Origin of the sequence: Salibacter halophilus (assembly GCF_008806325.1) — a bacterium.
In the GTDB taxonomy this organism is placed as follows: Bacteria; Bacteroidota; Bacteroidia; order Flavobacteriales_G; family Salibacteraceae; genus Salibacter; species Salibacter halophilus.
In genome coordinates this window covers 24,828-40,942 of the sequence record NZ_WACR01000009.1, presented here as the reverse complement: position 1 = coordinate 40,942, position 16,115 = coordinate 24,828, and the positions used below count along the sequence as shown (strand labels likewise).

16 protein-coding genes are annotated in these 16,115 nt (G+C 43.7%); 8 read left to right on the top strand and 8 right to left on the bottom strand.

All coding sequences use genetic code 11. From position 1 onward, the window contains the following. Nucleotides 1-113: 113 nt before the first annotated feature. The 4 genes from F3059_RS11055 to F3059_RS11040 all read left to right on the top strand — a co-directional run bounded on the left by F3059_RS11055 (nucleotide 114) and on the right by F3059_RS11040 (nucleotide 3,226). Nucleotides 114-1,454, top strand: coding sequence for a hydroxymethylglutaryl-CoA reductase, degradative (locus tag F3059_RS11055; protein WP_151169213.1), 1,341 nt, complete (start codon nucleotides 114-116; stop codon nucleotides 1,452-1,454). Between the two features lie 3 nt (nucleotides 1,455-1,457). Further along, nucleotides 1,458-2,360, top strand: coding sequence for a GYDIA family GHMP kinase (locus F3059_RS11050; RefSeq protein WP_151169211.1), 903 nt, complete (start codon nucleotides 1,458-1,460; stop codon nucleotides 2,358-2,360). A gap of 128 nt (nucleotides 2,361-2,488) precedes the next feature. Then, nucleotides 2,489-2,869, top strand: coding sequence for a hypothetical protein (locus F3059_RS11045; protein ID WP_170265157.1), 381 nt, complete (start codon nucleotides 2,489-2,491; stop codon nucleotides 2,867-2,869). A 15-nt stretch (nucleotides 2,870-2,884) separates the two neighbouring features. Continuing rightward, entirely contained in the window at nucleotides 2,885-3,226 is a 342-nt protein-coding gene (locus F3059_RS11040) for a type II toxin-antitoxin system PemK/MazF family toxin (RefSeq protein WP_151169207.1), read from the top strand. A 157-nt stretch (nucleotides 3,227-3,383) separates the two neighbouring features. Here F3059_RS11040 and F3059_RS11035 read toward each other — a convergent pair whose 3' ends face one another. The 3 genes from F3059_RS11035 to F3059_RS11025 form a co-directional block, all read right to left on the bottom strand. Further along, complete coding sequence (locus F3059_RS11035) at nucleotides 3,384-3,836, bottom strand: ribonuclease H-like YkuK family protein (RefSeq protein ID WP_151169205.1); 453 nt, start codon at nucleotides 3,834-3,836, stop codon at nucleotides 3,384-3,386. A 221-nt stretch (nucleotides 3,837-4,057) separates the two neighbouring features. Beyond that, entirely contained in the window at nucleotides 4,058-5,338 is a 1,281-nt protein-coding gene (locus F3059_RS11030) for a type II toxin-antitoxin system HipA family toxin (protein WP_223274603.1), read from the bottom strand. Further along, nucleotides 5,331-5,660, bottom strand: a complete 330-nt coding sequence (locus F3059_RS11025; RefSeq protein WP_151169203.1) for a helix-turn-helix domain-containing protein — start codon at nucleotides 5,658-5,660, stop codon at nucleotides 5,331-5,333. Before F3059_RS11025 ends, F3059_RS11030 begins: the two co-directional genes overlap by 8 nt. Before the next feature lie 168 nt (nucleotides 5,661-5,828). Between F3059_RS11025 and mvaD the strand changes: the two genes are divergently transcribed. Genes mvaD through dxs form a run of 4 tightly spaced genes read left to right on the top strand, consistent with a single transcriptional unit; the run spans nucleotide 5,829 to nucleotide 10,598 of the window. Beyond that, nucleotides 5,829-6,920 (top strand): diphosphomevalonate decarboxylase, encoded by a 1,092-nt coding sequence (mvaD, locus tag F3059_RS11020; protein ID WP_151169201.1) that lies wholly within the window; start codon nucleotides 5,829-5,831, stop codon nucleotides 6,918-6,920. Next, a complete protein-coding gene (locus F3059_RS11015; protein WP_317132366.1) occupies nucleotides 6,917-7,867 on the top strand; it encodes a mevalonate kinase family protein in 951 nt (316 codons plus the stop codon). The genes mvaD and F3059_RS11015 overlap by 4 nt, the downstream gene beginning before the upstream one ends. Then, a complete protein-coding gene (locus F3059_RS11010; RefSeq protein ID WP_151169199.1) occupies nucleotides 7,864-8,748 on the top strand; it encodes a geranylgeranylglycerol-phosphate geranylgeranyltransferase in 885 nt (294 codons plus the stop codon). The genes F3059_RS11015 and F3059_RS11010 overlap by 4 nt, the downstream gene beginning before the upstream one ends. A gap of 23 nt (nucleotides 8,749-8,771) precedes the next feature. After that, a complete protein-coding gene (gene dxs, locus F3059_RS11005; RefSeq protein WP_151169197.1) occupies nucleotides 8,772-10,598 on the top strand; it encodes a 1-deoxy-D-xylulose-5-phosphate synthase in 1,827 nt (608 codons plus the stop codon). On the opposite strand, the gene F3059_RS11000 is transcribed toward dxs, so the two are convergent. From F3059_RS11000 to plsX, 5 genes are all read right to left on the bottom strand, one after another. Continuing rightward, a complete protein-coding gene (locus F3059_RS11000) occupies nucleotides 10,588-12,099 on the bottom strand; it encodes a glycosyltransferase family 39 protein (RefSeq protein ID WP_151169195.1) in 1,512 nt (503 codons plus the stop codon). The genes dxs and F3059_RS11000 overlap by 11 nt on opposite strands. 62 nt (nucleotides 12,100-12,161) lie before the next feature. Next, the gene (gene accC / locus F3059_RS10995) at nucleotides 12,162-13,529 is read right to left on the bottom strand and encodes an acetyl-CoA carboxylase biotin carboxylase subunit (RefSeq protein WP_223274602.1); all 1,368 of its coding nucleotides are present in this window, start codon (nucleotides 13,527-13,529) and stop codon (nucleotides 12,162-12,164) included. A 24-nt stretch (nucleotides 13,530-13,553) separates the two neighbouring features. Further along, nucleotides 13,554-14,108, bottom strand: coding sequence for an acetyl-CoA carboxylase biotin carboxyl carrier protein (gene accB / locus F3059_RS10990; protein ID WP_151169193.1), 555 nt, complete (start codon nucleotides 14,106-14,108; stop codon nucleotides 13,554-13,556). Between the two features lie 51 nt (nucleotides 14,109-14,159). Beyond that, on the bottom strand, nucleotides 14,160-15,149 hold the full coding sequence (locus tag F3059_RS10985; protein ID WP_151169191.1) for a beta-ketoacyl-ACP synthase III: 990 nt from the start codon (nucleotides 15,147-15,149) through the stop codon (nucleotides 14,160-14,162). Between the two features lies 1 nt (nucleotide 15,150). Further along, nucleotides 15,151-16,092, bottom strand: coding sequence for a phosphate acyltransferase PlsX (gene plsX, locus F3059_RS10980; protein WP_223274601.1), 942 nt, complete (start codon nucleotides 16,090-16,092; stop codon nucleotides 15,151-15,153). Nucleotides 16,093-16,115 lie beyond the last annotated feature (23 nt).

The following is a 16,115-nucleotide window of genomic DNA, read 5'->3' as shown; positions in this document are numbered from 1 at the left end:
CCGGCTCTGACCGTTATTACCCATCAGCTAAAAAAACTTAAATCCCTTTTCATGTAAACTAATTTCATTTTACATGCGTTACTTTCGCAGTATATTTCGCAAAAAGAACGACCATGTCAAAGAGAGTACAGGGATTTTCCAAAATGACGAAAGAAGCCAAGATCGAATGGCTCACGAATAACTATTTCAACAATCCCGATGAGGCGCGACAAACGCTTCAAAAATACTGGCACAACGACCCAAAAACACAGCAGCTTCACGATGAATTCATCGAGAATACGCTCACGAATTACTTCCTGCCTTTTGGAGTGGCGCCAAACTTTAAGATCAACGATAAGGTTTACGCTATGCCCATGGCAATTGAGGAGAGCTCAGTTGTTGCAGCAGCCGCTAAGGCAGCCAGCTTTTGGTATGACCGCGGAGGCTTCAAAAGCGAAGTGGTATCCACCAAAAAAGTAGGTCACGTTCATTTTGCATACTATGGCGACTACAACAAGCTTTGGGAATTCTTCAACTCGGTAAAAGACCGTTTTTATGCCGATACTGCTGAGATCACCAAAAACATGCGCAAGCGCGGTGGCGGAATTGTGGATCTCATGCTCATTAACAAGACATTTGAAGAACCCAACTACTACCAGATTAAAGCGACTTTTGAAACGGTTGACTCCATGGGAGCCAACTTCATCAATACCTGCCTGGAGCAGTTTGCCAACACGTTACAGGAAGCAGTTAGCGAATCTGATATTTTCACCGAAAAAGAAAAGGACATCCAAATCATCATGTGTATTCTCTCGAACTACACGCCTGAGTGTTTGGTAAGATCTGAAGTCTCCTGCCCGGTAGAGTTTCTCGAAACCGATGGTGTTTCAGCCGAAGAATTTGTGGAAAAATTTGAGCGTGCTGTTCACGTTGCCCGCATTGAACCTTACCGTGCTACCACGCACAACAAAGGCATTATGAATGGAATCGATGCAGTGGTAATTGCAACCGGAAATGATTTCCGCGCAATTGAAGCTGCCTGTCACACTTACGCATCACGTAGCGGACAGTACCGATCACTCACAGATTGCTCTGTGGAGGATGGCATGTTCAAGTTCTGGATCGAGGTTCCGATGGCGCTCGGCACTGTGGGCGGACTCACAAACCTGCATCCGGTTGTAAAGTTGGCTCATGAGCTTCTCGATAATCCATCGGCTAAAGAATTGATGGGTATTGTGGCCGCTAGCGGACTCGCACAAAACTTTGGTGCGTTGCGTGCTCTCGTGACTACCGGCATTCAGCAGGGACACATGAAAATGCACCTGCTCAACATTCTCAATAAGCTGGAAGCCACTAACGAAGAAAAAGAAGAAATGAAAAAGTTCTTCAAGGACAAAGTTCCCCACTACAACATGATCGTGAACAAGTTTTGCGAGATGCGTGGCGTTTCATCAGTTGAAGAGCTAAAAAAGTAAAGCATGCAATTCAGGGCAAACGGCAAGCTCCTGATATCGGGCGAGTACCTCGTTTTAGACGGTGCCAAAGCACTGGCTGTTCCCACTCGTTACGGTCAGAGCCTGGACGTACAAACCCGCGATGCCAATCAGCGTAAAGTTGAATGGCGCGCGATGGACGAAAACGACCGTATATGGCTTGAAGTGTGGTTCGACAAGAACTTCCAAATCCTCAGTGCCAGTGACGAACAAGCAGCCCGAAATTTACAGAGCATTCTCCGCTACGCTTCTATCCTGAATCCCTCATTTTTAACCAGTCAAAAGCATTACGAAATCACCACACGGCTCGATTTCAATAGAAAGTGGGGGCTAGGATCAAGCTCAACCCTGATCTCCTGTGTGGCTCAATGGGCGGGAGTAAATTCTTTCGAGTTACTTCGCCAAACAATGGGCGGAAGCGGCTACGATGTAGCCTGCGCACAACATAATTCACCCATCTTCTACCAGCTCCAAAACAACGAGCCAAAAGTTGAAGAAGTAGCGTTCAACCCACCGTTTGCTGACGAACTCTTTTTCGTTTACCTCAACCAAAAACAAGACAGTCAAAAAGAGGTGGGGAATTACCACAAACTCGAATTCGATCGTGAAGTGACCGCTAATCACATCACGGCTCTGACCGATAAACTAACACAGGTTGATGATCTTAACAGTTTTGAGGAAACCCTCAATCAACTCGAGGAAACAACCGGAAAAGCTATCGGAAAACAACCTATCAGAGAAAAACAATTCAGCGATTATCCCGGAGCGATAAAATCACTTGGCGCCTGGGGCGGAGATTTCATCCTCGCCACCCGCAAAGAAGCCCTCAATTACTTTTCAAATAAAGGCTTTGATACCATTATTCCATTTGAGGAAATGGTGATTTAAATACTGTTTCAGGCACCAAAAACGATCGATGATCCGGCTCAAGAATCAATCTCCAAATATTTCCGTAATTTTGAAATATGAGTTACGGTCATGTATATAACCATTTCATTTTTGAAACACTCGGAATAATGTCTTCCCTCCAATACACTGATTCAGTGTGGAACGACTACGAAGAGTTTGCTATTTCAAAAATCGAAGATGCTAACCTCAGAATACGCGGAGCTGTTTCTCAATCAAGAAACCTAAAAAATTCAGAAGCAGAAAAAGAACTTCTCTTGCTTGAAAAAATGATTCCTGTAATTAATCAATTTGAAAAATCACTGGAATCTTCAAACGATGAAAAATTTAGAGCAATAAAAGACAGTTTTCAAACTTTCCTTGCCTCAGTTAAAGAGCTCCACAAAACACTGGAAGAATTAGCAGATAAACACCATCATTACAAAATCTCAACCCCGGTTTTGTCAGAAGACTGGGATTCTGAAGAAGATGATCACTGGGATAATTACTAAAATTGTTCTCCACCGATGAAAAACTTTAATCAGGGTGATATTGTACTACTTCCTTATCCTTACACTGATCTATCGAGATCTAAAAAAAGACCAGTTGTCATCATTTCAAAGGATTCTATAAACAGGCAAAATTTGATTGTCGCTAAAATAACATCTGTCATCAGGAATGACGAATTGTCCTTTCACATCAATCAGAATGAAATTGACATTAAACTCAGAAAAGAAAGTGAAGTGAGAACAAATGAATTATTTACTGTTCACCGCTCTCTTATTATCAAGAAAATCACCCAGTTCAAAAAAGCCACTCTACAAAAGCTGATATCACAAATAAAGGAAAACATATCAGTCTCCTCCTGAAGTCCAATCCACGTTCTTGAGTAAAACGACTCATGAGCCACAACGAGAGAACATACCTCATTTCGAGCAAAGCGAGAAATCTATATCGTTTTTCGCAAATGCGAAAAACCTATCTCATTCTTTTGCTTTAGCAAAAGCAACCTATTTCCCTAACAACTCAATGACACAACACATTCGCAGCCCAAGTAGCCATAAGCAAATTCGGTTTGGCTTTCACGATAAAACCCAAACTGCTCACATAGCCGCTTGCGGCTTTTAACACCTTGTTGCTCGGGAATTGAGGGTCTTCGTTGAAATCCATGTCGACCTGGCTCACCTCCACTCCGCACTCTTCCTCCAGATAAGTAGCCAGTTCAACAGATCGTTCGATCTCAGCCCACAGGCGCGTCCACATATCCAAAATCTTGGGAACAACTTCCTTTTTGTAAAGCACATGGGCCCCACGGTTCTGAAAGCGAATCACCACCGTAGTGACGTAAACCGTTTTAGATGAAAAATTCTGACTATCACAACCTACATGAATCGTGTAATCCCATTTATTAGCCAAAAACGAGAGTAAGTAAGATTTCAACTCAACCTCCCGTTTCGTCTGCATCATCTTGAATTTCATGTGCTTTTGTTTTGGGGAAGATAAGAAGATTTGGAATAAGTTGCTAAATGGGTTGGTTAAACCGATCAAATAGTATTGGCTAGAGAATTAAAATGGCCTGACCCTGAATCCAATTTAAAAGCGCGTGATCAGTTTTTCTCAAATTGTGATTATCCTTAATGATTAAACTTGTAAAATACTTGCAGGTGTGTAAGGAATGAATACAAAATACTCATATCTATTCATTTTGTTTCTGTAGCTAGAAAAGCTCGTTCTTTTAGTTCTTGTTCTGCTTTTGATATTCCGTATCGCTTTGCTTTTATTCTCCAACTTGAAACAGCTTTTTTAACTTCTTTGATAATCTCATAAGCCCGATCTTTAGATAAGCGGAAATACTCACACACATCTATAGCCAAATCTAAGTTCAATGAGTTATCATCTTCAGAAATATTCAAACTCAGCCCTGAACCTGTTTCAACAGGATTTATATCGTAGGCAGGTGACAATTCCCAGCCATCAGGAGTTAATATGAAACCATGGTTTCGCAAATGATCATCTGTATTTGAAACACATATACTGAAAATAATTCTCCTCCACAGCTCTTCCATATCTTCATCCACATTTGCTCCCTTTTCCATTATGAATTCAACAAGGTCTAAATAACTTACTCCATACTGATAATTTTGACCATCTGAATATCCCAATAGAGTCATGGCTGAAGCAAAATGAATCCTTTCGCCTTTATCTGTTCGGTCAAAACGCTTTGTTAAAAAAGTATGGTGTCTACTCGAGAATTTTTTTGCTTTTGACTCTGCCATATTTATTCCGGCATCAATAGCCATTTCGTAGGTCAATCTCTCCCATGCCCCTATATCAAATTCATCATTACGACTTGGAAACTTAGCAATCCAAAGGTGACCATTTGAATCAAGAATACTTGCCTTAGGTCTAGCTCCACCCAGGGATGAGCCTGGAGCAACTAACATATTTAACCACTTTAAATAATGAGGGTCATTGATTATCTCGTCATCTTCTAAACGTAAACTGATTTCTTCCAGCTCCCTAATTGATGTCCACGGGGGAGCAGCCATCTCTTTATTATCATTTAAAAATGAGCCATTAATATCGAGCTTGTAGCGCAAAGCTCCCATCCGGTGTTCGTCATAAACACCAAGCAAATAATCTGTTTGAAAAAGTGTTTGAGGAGAGCGTTCTTCTTTTCTGGCCAAAGCTGCCTCCCGTCTTCGCATCAAAAGTTGTCCCCATCGATCAGGAGAAGAGTCCAGAAACAAACCAAAATTCGGCTTTTCACCTCTAATGTGTTGAGGTCCTGAAAACAACCCCAGATCAGGGTCTAACCACGAAGCGTGTTCCGATTGCAACCAGTCATTAGCATATTCAAATGCGAACACCTCTTTCCCCCGAAGCAATTCTGAATGTAACACCCCCATTAGAGTAGGTTCTTCCATTCCTCTCCAATCTGCAAATACGAATACGTCCCTTTTGGTTTCCCGCTTACTCATTGCTATTTTTCTTTCTCTTTGGAGCTCTTTCTTTCGTACTTAGGTTAGCATCCTGTAACTTACGGCCCAATACATCATCTTTAGCAAGTTGTAAAAAATCTTTCTCCAACCCTAACACGTTGAGGACATTTAAGTAATACCCAATACTCACTCCAGGATTTCCTTTTTCAATTTTCACATAAGTTGACCGTCCCATACCTGAGCGCTCAGCCATTTGCTCACTACTGAGCTTTCTCCTCAACCGGGCAAGTCTTATATTTTCTCCAACTTCAGCTAAAAGTCGTTGCATTTTCGGTAATAAAACAGGACTCTTATTCGCCATAATGTTTATTTATTAAAACAATAATAGTCATTTTTGTTTGTATAATGATACGTTATAGATTATTTTTCACTCTGGTTTATTTTTAAATTGCTTCCTAAACCAATCCTCAATTCATCTGTTGAACCACTTCATCAACAAAACCAAATCCGTACTTTTGCACAACTCATAATGATGAAGGAAACGGCAGATTTTATTTTCAGGGGAATCAACAGCCCCGTTGAGCAGGCAGAATACACCTGGCAGTCGCCCTCCAATATTGCGCTGGTAAAATACTGGGGCAAAAAAGGCGATCAGTTGCCGGCAAACGCTTCGCTCAGTTTTACGCTATCACAATGCGTAACAACCACAACGGTAATATTTGGAAAACGAGGCAGCGATCGCCAAAACCTTCAGCTCTTCCTCGATGGCGAAGAGCAAAAAGCGTTCGGACAAAAAGCATTTTCCTTTTTGGATAAAATTCGTGGCTTTCAGCCGTTTTTGCAGGATTACCACATTCAGATCCACACCAAAAACTCGTTTCCCCATTCGAGCGGAATCGCATCGTCAGCATCAGGGATGAGCGCGCTGGCACTTTGCTGCATGTCGCTCGAGAAAGAACTCAACGGAAATGTTGACAGCGACTTCTTTTACGAAAAAGCCTCTTTCCTCGCCCGCATCGGGTCGGGAAGTGCAAGCCGTTCAGTTTACTCGAAATTCGCCATGTGGGGTCAGCATCACGAGTACGCCAACGGATCTGACCTCTACGCTATTCAAGTTCCCGAAAAGGAAGTCCACAAAGACTTTCACACTTTTCGCGATACCATACTTCTCATCGATCAGGGAAAGAAATCAGTTTCCAGCACAGTTGGTCACAGTTTGCTCGACAAACACCCTTTTCGTGATGAGCGCTACCAAACCGCCAACAACAACATTACAGAACTCAAACACATCCTGGAAAAAGGTGATATTGAAGCCTTTGGAAACCTTGTTGAACAAGAAGCGTTAATGCTTCACGCACTCATGATGAGCGGGCCTGAATCATTCATCCTCATGAAGCCCAACACACTCGCTGTCATTGAAAAAGTGCGCAACTGGCGAACAGAAACAGGTACTCAGTTGTTCTTCACTTTAGACGCGGGAGCAAACGTTCATCTCCTCTACCCTGAGAGCGCTGAACCAATAGTTCTCGAGTTTATTCAGAATGAACTCATTGTTTATTGTGAAGACAAAAATTATATTTGCGACAATGTGGGTGAAGGCCCTCAACAATTAATGCCATGATTAAAGAGGCGCTATTTTATTCTAAGATTCTCTTGTTCGGTGAGTACGGCATCATCCAGGACTCAATGGGGTTGTCTATTCCCTACAAAGCATTTCGCGGTGAACTCAAATTTTCATCAGAAAACTTTGAAGCGAAAGAAAAATCACAAAAAGCGCTCAATGAATACGCCACTCACCTTCAGAACCTGGTGAACGAGCCGGATTTTCATGCGAAAATCGATGTGGAAGCTTTCAAAAAAGACATCGAAAAGGGTATGTATTTCGACTCTACCATTCCGCAGGGATTCGGAGTGGGCAGTTCAGGAGCTATCGTAGCAGCCATTTACGACAAATACGCGATCGATAAATTTGGTCAGTCAGAAGAAGAAATCGGGAAAAATGAAATTGTTGAGTTGAAAGAGATTTTCGGTAAGATGGAATCGTTCTTTCACGGCAAGAGCTCGGGTATTGATCCGCTAATATGCTACCTCAAGCTTCCCATCCTCATCAAAGGAAAAGGGGATTTGGGCACAGTGGGAATTCCCGCCTCAAATGACAGCTCGGCTGAAGAAGGCGCGATCTTCCTCCTCAACTCCGGTACACCTGGCGAAACTCAACCGATGGTGAACATCTTTATGGAAAAGATGAAGCAGGAAGGTTTTCGCAACATGATCAAATCGCAGTTCAAAAAATACAACGATGAATGCATCAACGCATTCCTGAAAGGCGATACCAAGCCGCTATTCAAAAACCTCAAGAATTTATCGGGTCTGATCCTCGATAATTTCAAGCCGATGATTCCTAAAGCATTCCACAAAATTTGGAAGCAGGGATTGGAGTCGAACGCTTACTATCTCAAATTGTGTGGCTCAGGTGGCGGAGGGTTTGTCCTCGGTTTTACGCAAGACCTGGAAAAAGCCAAATCGCTCCTTAAAAATCACGAACTCGAGGTAATTTACAAGTTTTGAAAAGGATCTTAAATAGGCGCCAGCGTGTTGCACTATTTAAGTTTTTCGCCCTTCTGTCTCTCGTCAGGTGGTACAACATCCTCATTTTAATACTGGCTCAGTATCTCGCATCGGTATTTATTTTAAACCCCGATAAAGACTGGCTCACCGTGATCCTCGATCCGGAATTATTTTTGGTGGTTCTCTCTTCTTCGTTCATAATCGCTTCGGGATTTATCATCAACGCCTTTTACGATGTGGAGCGCGACATCATCAACAAACCGGGAGAAGTCGTCATTCACCGGCTCATCAGCGAAAAAACAGCACTCAATTTCTACTTTCTGTTCAACACGCTAGGCATGATCACCAGTTTTTACGTTTCCAAGCGGATCATGCTCTTCAACTTTTTGTTTTCCATCGCGCTGTGGTTCTACAGTCACAAAATGCGCAAGATCTCGGTTCTGAACGATATTGCAGCTGTGGCTCTGACCATTGCCCCGTTCCTCATTATCGTAGTTTACTTCGACAACATCAACTACGCTATTTTCTTTTACGTGGCGTTCATCGCCATCATTGAATTTATCAGGGAGATTATCAAAGACATCCTGGGCGAAAAAGGCGATGTCATTTACGGTTACCACACAGTTCCCATCGATTTCGGGATCAAAAAAACAAAGCGATTGCTCTACACCGCAATGGCGCTCACTCCCATTCCGCCCGTTTTGCTCTACCTCACCTACGCCATCGATAAAGTTGCAATTTACTTTGGAGCTGCGATCATCATGGTTTTAATGAGCTCAATACTCGTTTACCGTGCCAAAAAACAAGCCGATTTCAAGGTCATCAACACGCTTTATAAAATAATTCTGGCACTCGGCATTTTGAGTATCCCGCTGGTTTAACCGCATCATTACCTTTGTACCCAATGAAATTGTTATCGTCCATCGACAATCCACAGGATTTGCGAAAACTGCAACGGTCAGATCTCGATGAACTGGCCCGCGAGTTGCGGGAATTCATCATTTCCATCGTGGCAGAACATGGCGGTCACCTCGGAGCCAGCCTGGGAACCGTGGAACTTACCGTGGCACTGCACTACATCTACCAAACGCCAAATGATTTACTCGTTTGGGATGTGGGTCACCAGGCTTACGGACACAAGATACTCACGGAACGGAGAGAGCAATTTCACACGAACCGCAAACTGCACGGACTATCGGGCTTTCCAAAGCGAGCCGAGAGCGAATACGATACCTTTGGTGTTGGGCATTCCTCAACATCCATCAGCGCAGCGCTGGGAATGGCCCTGGCCGATAAGCTCCAAAAAAAGCAGCGCCAACACGTGGCCGTTATTGGCGATGCCGCGATGCAGGCGGGAATGGCGTTTGAGGCACTCAACCACGCTGGAACTGCCGGGACTAACCTTACCGTTGTGCTCAACGACAACTGCATGAGCATCGACCCCAGCGTTGGGGCACTCAACCAGTTCCTCAAATCTTCAGTCGATAGGTACCGGTCAGAACCGAACCGTATTTACGACCAACTTGAGCGGGCTTTTGCGGGAAAACCACAACCCGATTCAAACCTCTTTGAAGATTTGCACTTCAGCTATTTTGGGCCTATTGACGGGCACGATATCGAATTGTTGAATCACGTTTTTGAAAAAACGCAACAGCTCGAAGGACCCAAGCTCATTCATGTCATCACGAAAAAGGGCAAGGGTTACGAACCGGCCGAAACGGGAAATCCAACGAAATGGCACGCTCCCGGAATTTTTGATGCGGCAACAGGCAAGGTGCTCAAAAAGGAAAAACCGGGCGAAAAAGCTCCTAAATTCCAGGATGTTTTTGGTCAGAGCCTTGTTGAGCTGGCTCACCAAAACGAAAAACTGGTGGGAATTACACCCGCCATGCCAACGGGCAGTTCGCTCACTTTTATGATGGATGAATTTCCGCAACGCACTTTTGACGTGGGCATTGCCGAACAACACGCAGTGACTCTCGCAGCCGGAATGGCCACGCAAGGTCTGTTGCCGGTAGTCGCCATTTACTCTACCTTTTTGCAGCGAGCTTACGACCAGCTCATCCACGATGTGGCGATTCAGAACCTCAAAGTGATCTTCTGCATCGACCGTGCCGGACTGGTTGGAGCTGACGGCCCCACTCACCACGGAGCTTACGATATCGCATATTCGCGTTGCATCCCGAACCTCATCATTGCCGCTCCACGAAACGAGCACGAATTGCGCAACCTACTCTATACCGCTCAGCTCGATGAAGTAAAACAGAGTTTCCTGATCCGCTACCCACGTGGAAGAGGCTCACTGATCGACTGGAAAAATGATTTTGAAAAGGTGGAAATCGGGAAGGGAGAAATCCTCAAAGATGGAGAGCGTGTTGCTGTGCTTTCGATCGGTACAACGAGTAGGCTCGTGGAAAAGGCTCTGACCGAAACAAAGCACAATCCTACTCACGCTGATATGCGCTTTGTGAAGCCGTTAGACACGGCTCTGATCGATGATCTGGCAAAAGACCACAAAGTGTTCATCACCGTGGAAGATGGTGCTAAAAAAGGCGGATTCGGCTCCGCAGTTGCGGAATACGTGGCTGAGCATCATCCCGGCATCAGGGTAAAGATCCTGGGAATTCCGGATGAAGTGATCGAGCACGGCACACAAGAGGAACTCTACTCAGTTATAGGTTCGAATCCTGCCACGATTCGAACCCAAATTGATAACGCATTTACTCCTTGATCTTGTAGACCCTTACCGTTTGATTGTTGTTGTGCGGATTGAGTTCGTGGAGCAACTCATCAATGTAGCTGGGCTCAAAAGTTTTCACAAGTTCAATCTCTTTTCCATAGCCTTCTTCAAAGCGCTTAATCCGTTCATCTAAATGCTCTTCCGTCATAAAGAACACGTAATTCGGTTTGTTTTTTGGGTTCTGAACATCTTCAGAATTCGCGAGTCTCTCAGCCGGCTTTTTCTTTGTCGTGTAGTAATAGTTTGGCCATGAACCAAAATAAAAAGTGGGAGGCGAAACATAACTGTCACTGTGTGAGGATTCTACAATTAGATTGTTAAAATCGGGTTGTTGCCCCAACCAGTAAGCTGCCTCAACGCGACTTTCTTTTGTACTAGCCGGTGTAAAGAAGAGCAATAAAACGCTATTGACGATCCAAAAGAAAACCCACATTCCACGGTACAGTCCGTTTCGTTTTTGCCAAAACGATGATCGTGATTTCCACATGCTCCAGCCTACAACTCCAAGCATTATCACAAACGGAAAAACAGGAAGGATAAAGCGTTCCTGCTTGTTTGGGAAATAAGAGTGAAATACGAAGAATACGAATGCTGGCAGAAAAACGGCAAGGTACTTTTTTGCTCCGTAGCCAAAACCGAACATGAGCATGACGCTCACTGGTGGAATCAGTAACCCGGCAACCGTTCCCAGGTACATATACCACGGTCTGTCAAAATAAGTTGTTTTGTTCTCGATGTTGTAGCGAACGTATTCTGAAAACTCTGCAAATGGCTTGTGCCAAATGATCAGATCCCCGATTTGAGTAGCAAAAAAGGCAAGCGCCCAAAAAACGCTGAATACAATAGCGGGAATCCACTTTTGCCGTATAACCAGCAGAAGACCAAAGCCGAGTGTGAATAATGCAGCTTGGTAGCGAATGCCAGTTGCAAGTCCGGCAAACACAGCAGCAAGTATAACGAACGTGAACTTTTTCTTTTCTTCAAATTTCAGCATCTGGTAAGTAGCCGCCATCAATGGAGGAATACAAACCATCTCCACCAGATTGCGCACTGAGAGAATTGGAAAGAACCATAGCAAAGCCAGTATAAGCCCTGCAAGGCGCGCATTGTGAAATGAACTCATTGTGCGCACTATCTTATAACCCATCGAAATGATCAACATGCTATAGGCTGCATGAATAATCCTAATAACAAGCATTTTGATTTTAGGATCTAGTACTCCAACGAATTCAAGTAAATAGAGCAATACATAATGAATACCTACGTAAAACCAACTGTGTCCGCTAGGAATAGGATTCGTCTGATTCTCTGGTAACCAATCATTATAATCTTCGCCTTCTAAAAAGCTTTGTGCAGGTTCAAGGACTAAGAAATGATCATCGTGCATTCCATAACCCTCAGAGAAGATTGCCGAGATTATTCTAAAGAGAGCTCCGGCAAACAAGATAAGCGCGAGCGGCTTATCATTCCATAGTCTGTTGATCAGTTTCATGGTACAAAATAAAAAAAGCCGGTCTTAAAAACCGGCTTCCATATTCTAAATTTTAGTTTTCATTAAAGCTCTTCAGCTTTGTAATCCCACTCTTCGAGAAACTTGGTTGTAAAGTTTCCTTTGATGAAGTTCTCATTGCGCATGAGTTTTTGATGGAACGGAACTGTTGTTTTAATTCCTTCAATAATATACTCATCTAGCGCTCTTCTCATTTTGAGGATCGCCTCTTCGCGAGTTTGCGCAACAGCGATCAATTTTGAGATCATACTATCGTAGTGAGGAGGGATCGAATATCCCGCATAAACATGCGTATCAATTCTAATTCCGTGTCCGCCCGGTTCGTGATAAGACTGAATCTTACCAGGCGAAGGACGCCAATCATTATCAGGGTCTTCAGCATTGATACGACACTGTATAGCATGCATCTTGGGGAAGTATTCTTTCTTCGAGATCTTGTCTCCGGCAGCCAGCTTGATCTGTTCTTTTACGAGATCGTAGTTGATCACTTCTTCCGTAATCGTGTGCTCAACCTGGATACGCGTATTCATTTCCATGAAGTAGAAATTTCGGTCTTTATCCACCAGGAATTCAACCGTTCCCACACCTTCATAGCCAATCGCTTTGGCAGCTTTAATCGCTGCTTCACCCATTTTTTTGCGGAGTGCATCCGTCATGAAAGGTGAAGGCGTTTCTTCAACCAGTTTTTGGTGTCTGCGCTGGATTGAGCAATCGCGTTCAGAAAGGTGACAGGCATTTCCGTATTGATCACCGGCAATCTGAATCTCGATATGACGTGGTTCTTCGATGAATTTCTCCATGTACATACCGTCATTCCCAAATGCAGCTCCGGCCTCTTTCTTCGCTTTGTCCCAGTATTCATCGAGGTCTTCGTCTTTGCGAATAACACGCATTCCGCGACCTCCACCGCCAGCAGTGGCTTTGATCATTACCGGGTAACCGATTTCTTTCCCTGTTTTCTTCGCTTCCTCCAGTGTGTCAATGACACCTTCAGAACCGGGAACACAGGGAACACCAGCATCCTTCATAGTTGACTTGGCAGTAGCCTTGTCTCCCATTCCGTCAATTTGCTCAGGTGTTGCACCGATGAACTTGACACCGTGATCTGAACAAATTTTAGAGAATTTCGAATTTTCTGATAAAAAGCCATATCCCGGGTGAATAGCATCAGCATTTGTGATCTCTGCCGCTGCCATTATGTTGGGAATGTTCAGGTATGAATCAGTACTCGAAGCCGGACCGATACATACCGCCTCATCAGCAAAACGAACGTGGAGGCTGTCTTTATCAGCCGTTGAATAAACAGCTACTGTTTTGATGCCCATTTCTTTAGCGGTTCTGATCACACGCAGTGCAATCTCCCCCCTGTTGGCAATCAAAATCTTGTCGAAAAGTTTCAATTTTTTAGCCAAAACAAATCCTTTTACGTGAGTAAATTAAGAAGGATCAACCAGGAATAGCGGCTGATCGTATTCTACCGGAGTAGCGTCATCAACGAGTACCTTCACGATTTTACCGTTCACTTCAGATTCGATCTCGTTGAACAGCTTCATCGCTTCAATGATACACGTCACGTCTCCTTCTTTTATACTGTCGCCAACCTCAACATAAGGTGGTTTATCAGGCGAAGCAGAGCGGTAGAACGTACCGATCATTGGCGACTTAATAGTCACGTATTTTGAATCGTCTTCAGTTTTTTCGTCTTTCTTTTGGTCAGATCCCTGCGACTGCTGTGCCGGTTCTGACTGTTGTTGAGGAGCCGCTTGCTGTTGTTGTGGCATCGGCTGTTGAGGCATTGGCATTTGCTGTGGCATCGCGGCCATTGGCATTTGCGTGTGAACAACCTGCTGTGGTTCTTCTGCCTGTTTTCCTCTTTTTCCTTTAGGTCCTGACTTGATCGTGATCTTAAAATCTTTCGTTTCAAGTTCTACCTCGTTTGCTCCTGACTTAGAAACAAATTTTATCAGTGATTGAATTTCATTCAAATCCATAGCCTGTTGTTTTTATGACTTGTAAAGGTAAAATTTTATCGTGTGATTCTACTAATACGCCCATTTAACGTAAATACTTCCCCAGGTGAACCCACCTCCGAAAGCTGCCAAAATCAAATTATCTCCTTTTTTGAGTTTGTCTTCCCACTCCCATAAACATAGTGGAATAGTTCCGTTTGTCGTATTTCCGTAACGCTGGATGTTGATCATTACTTTTTCCTCATCGAGGTTCATCGCGTTGCGGGTAGCGTCTATAATCCTGAGGTTTGCCTGGTGAGCAACTAAATATGCCACGTCCTCAGCTTTGAGATTATTTCGTTCCATTATTCTGCGAGAAACATCTGCCATATTGCTCACTGCTGCTTTAAACACCTGTTTTCCTTCTTGATAAACATAGTGTTCTCTAGCCTGTATTGTTTCAATAGATGGAGGTTTCACAGATCCTCCTGCTTTTTGGTGAAGGTATTTACGGCCAGACCCATCACTTTTTAAGATGGAATCGCAAACTCCGTAACCCTCCTCATTTGGCTCGAGCATAACGGCACCTCCACCATCTCCAAAGATGATACAGGTTGCACGATCCTGATAATCAATTATTGAGGACATTTTATCCATCCCAACAACGATTACTTTTTTATGTGATCCTGACTCCACGAATTTTGCTCCAGTAGTGAGAGCGTAAATGAAGCCTGAACAAGCAGCGTTTATATCGTAACCAAAAGCGTTAACCAACCCCGCCTTATCGGCCGTGATATTTGCTGTAGCCGGAAACACAAGATCCGGTGTAACTGTAGCAAAAAGTATGAGGTCAACTTCTTCGGGTTTTGTATTCGTTTTTTTGAGTAGATCTTTAATAGCTGGAACGGCCATGTCGCTTGGGCCCTTTCCATCTTCGAGTATTCTTCTTTCTTTGATTCCGGTTCTGGTTGTTATCCACTCATCGTTGGTATCAACCATTTTTTCCAAATCCTTGTTGGTCAGAACCTTTTCCGGCACATAACCGGCTACTCCTGTGATTGCTGCTTGCAGTTTTTGACTCATCTTAAATAAAGACCTTACTTATTTTTTCAGGTAAATTTGCATCACTTACCTCTGTGGCAAGTTTAAGCATTTTTTTCACGGCTACATCACTCGATTTACCATGACCTATTAACACGTTGCCGTTGACTCCTAAAATCGGGGTGCCACCGTACTCTTCGTAATTGAACTGATTGAAATAATCGTCTTCGATATTGCGCTCTTTGATGAGCTCGTAAAAACCTTCAGCCTGTTTGAGAACAACATTTCCGGTGAATCCATCACAAATAACCACATCGGCTTTTGATGAAAACAAATCGCTTCCTTCAATATTTCCTATGAAATTAAACAGTTGGTTATCGCTCATGAGTTGATAGGCTGCTTTGGTGAGCAGGTTGCCTTTTTCCTCTTCTTCGCCTATGTTGAGCAGAGCCACTCTTGGTTTTTCAATCTTGTAGACTTCGCTGGCAAAGATCGACCCTAAAATTCCGAACTGATAGAGGACGTCAGGCTTGCAATCGGCATTGGTGCCCACATCGAGTAACAGTCCTACGGAGCCATCAGTATGAGGCAAAATAGAAGAGATGCAGGGTCTGATTATGCCCGGTATCGATTTTACTGTTTGCATAGCCCCAACGAGCATAGCTCCTGTGTTTCCGGTACTCGCAAAAGCATCTACTTCTCTGTTTTTGAGAAGACTGAAGCCTTTTGAGATACTGGAATTCGGCTTGGTCATAAAAGCTCGAACAGGATGATCGCCCATTGTGATGCAATCGTCACAGTGTTCAAACGAAAAAAGAGAAGGGTCTACTCCTTCTCTTTCCAAAACTTTTATCGCCTGGTCTTTATCACCTACAAGACAAACATGTAAGTTGTCTTTCGATTCACTTATGGCATTAACGGCTCCGATAATGTTTACATCGGGCGCATGATCACCACCATGAATATCTAATGCGACTTTCACCATGTATATGTAATTCGGGATTGGTT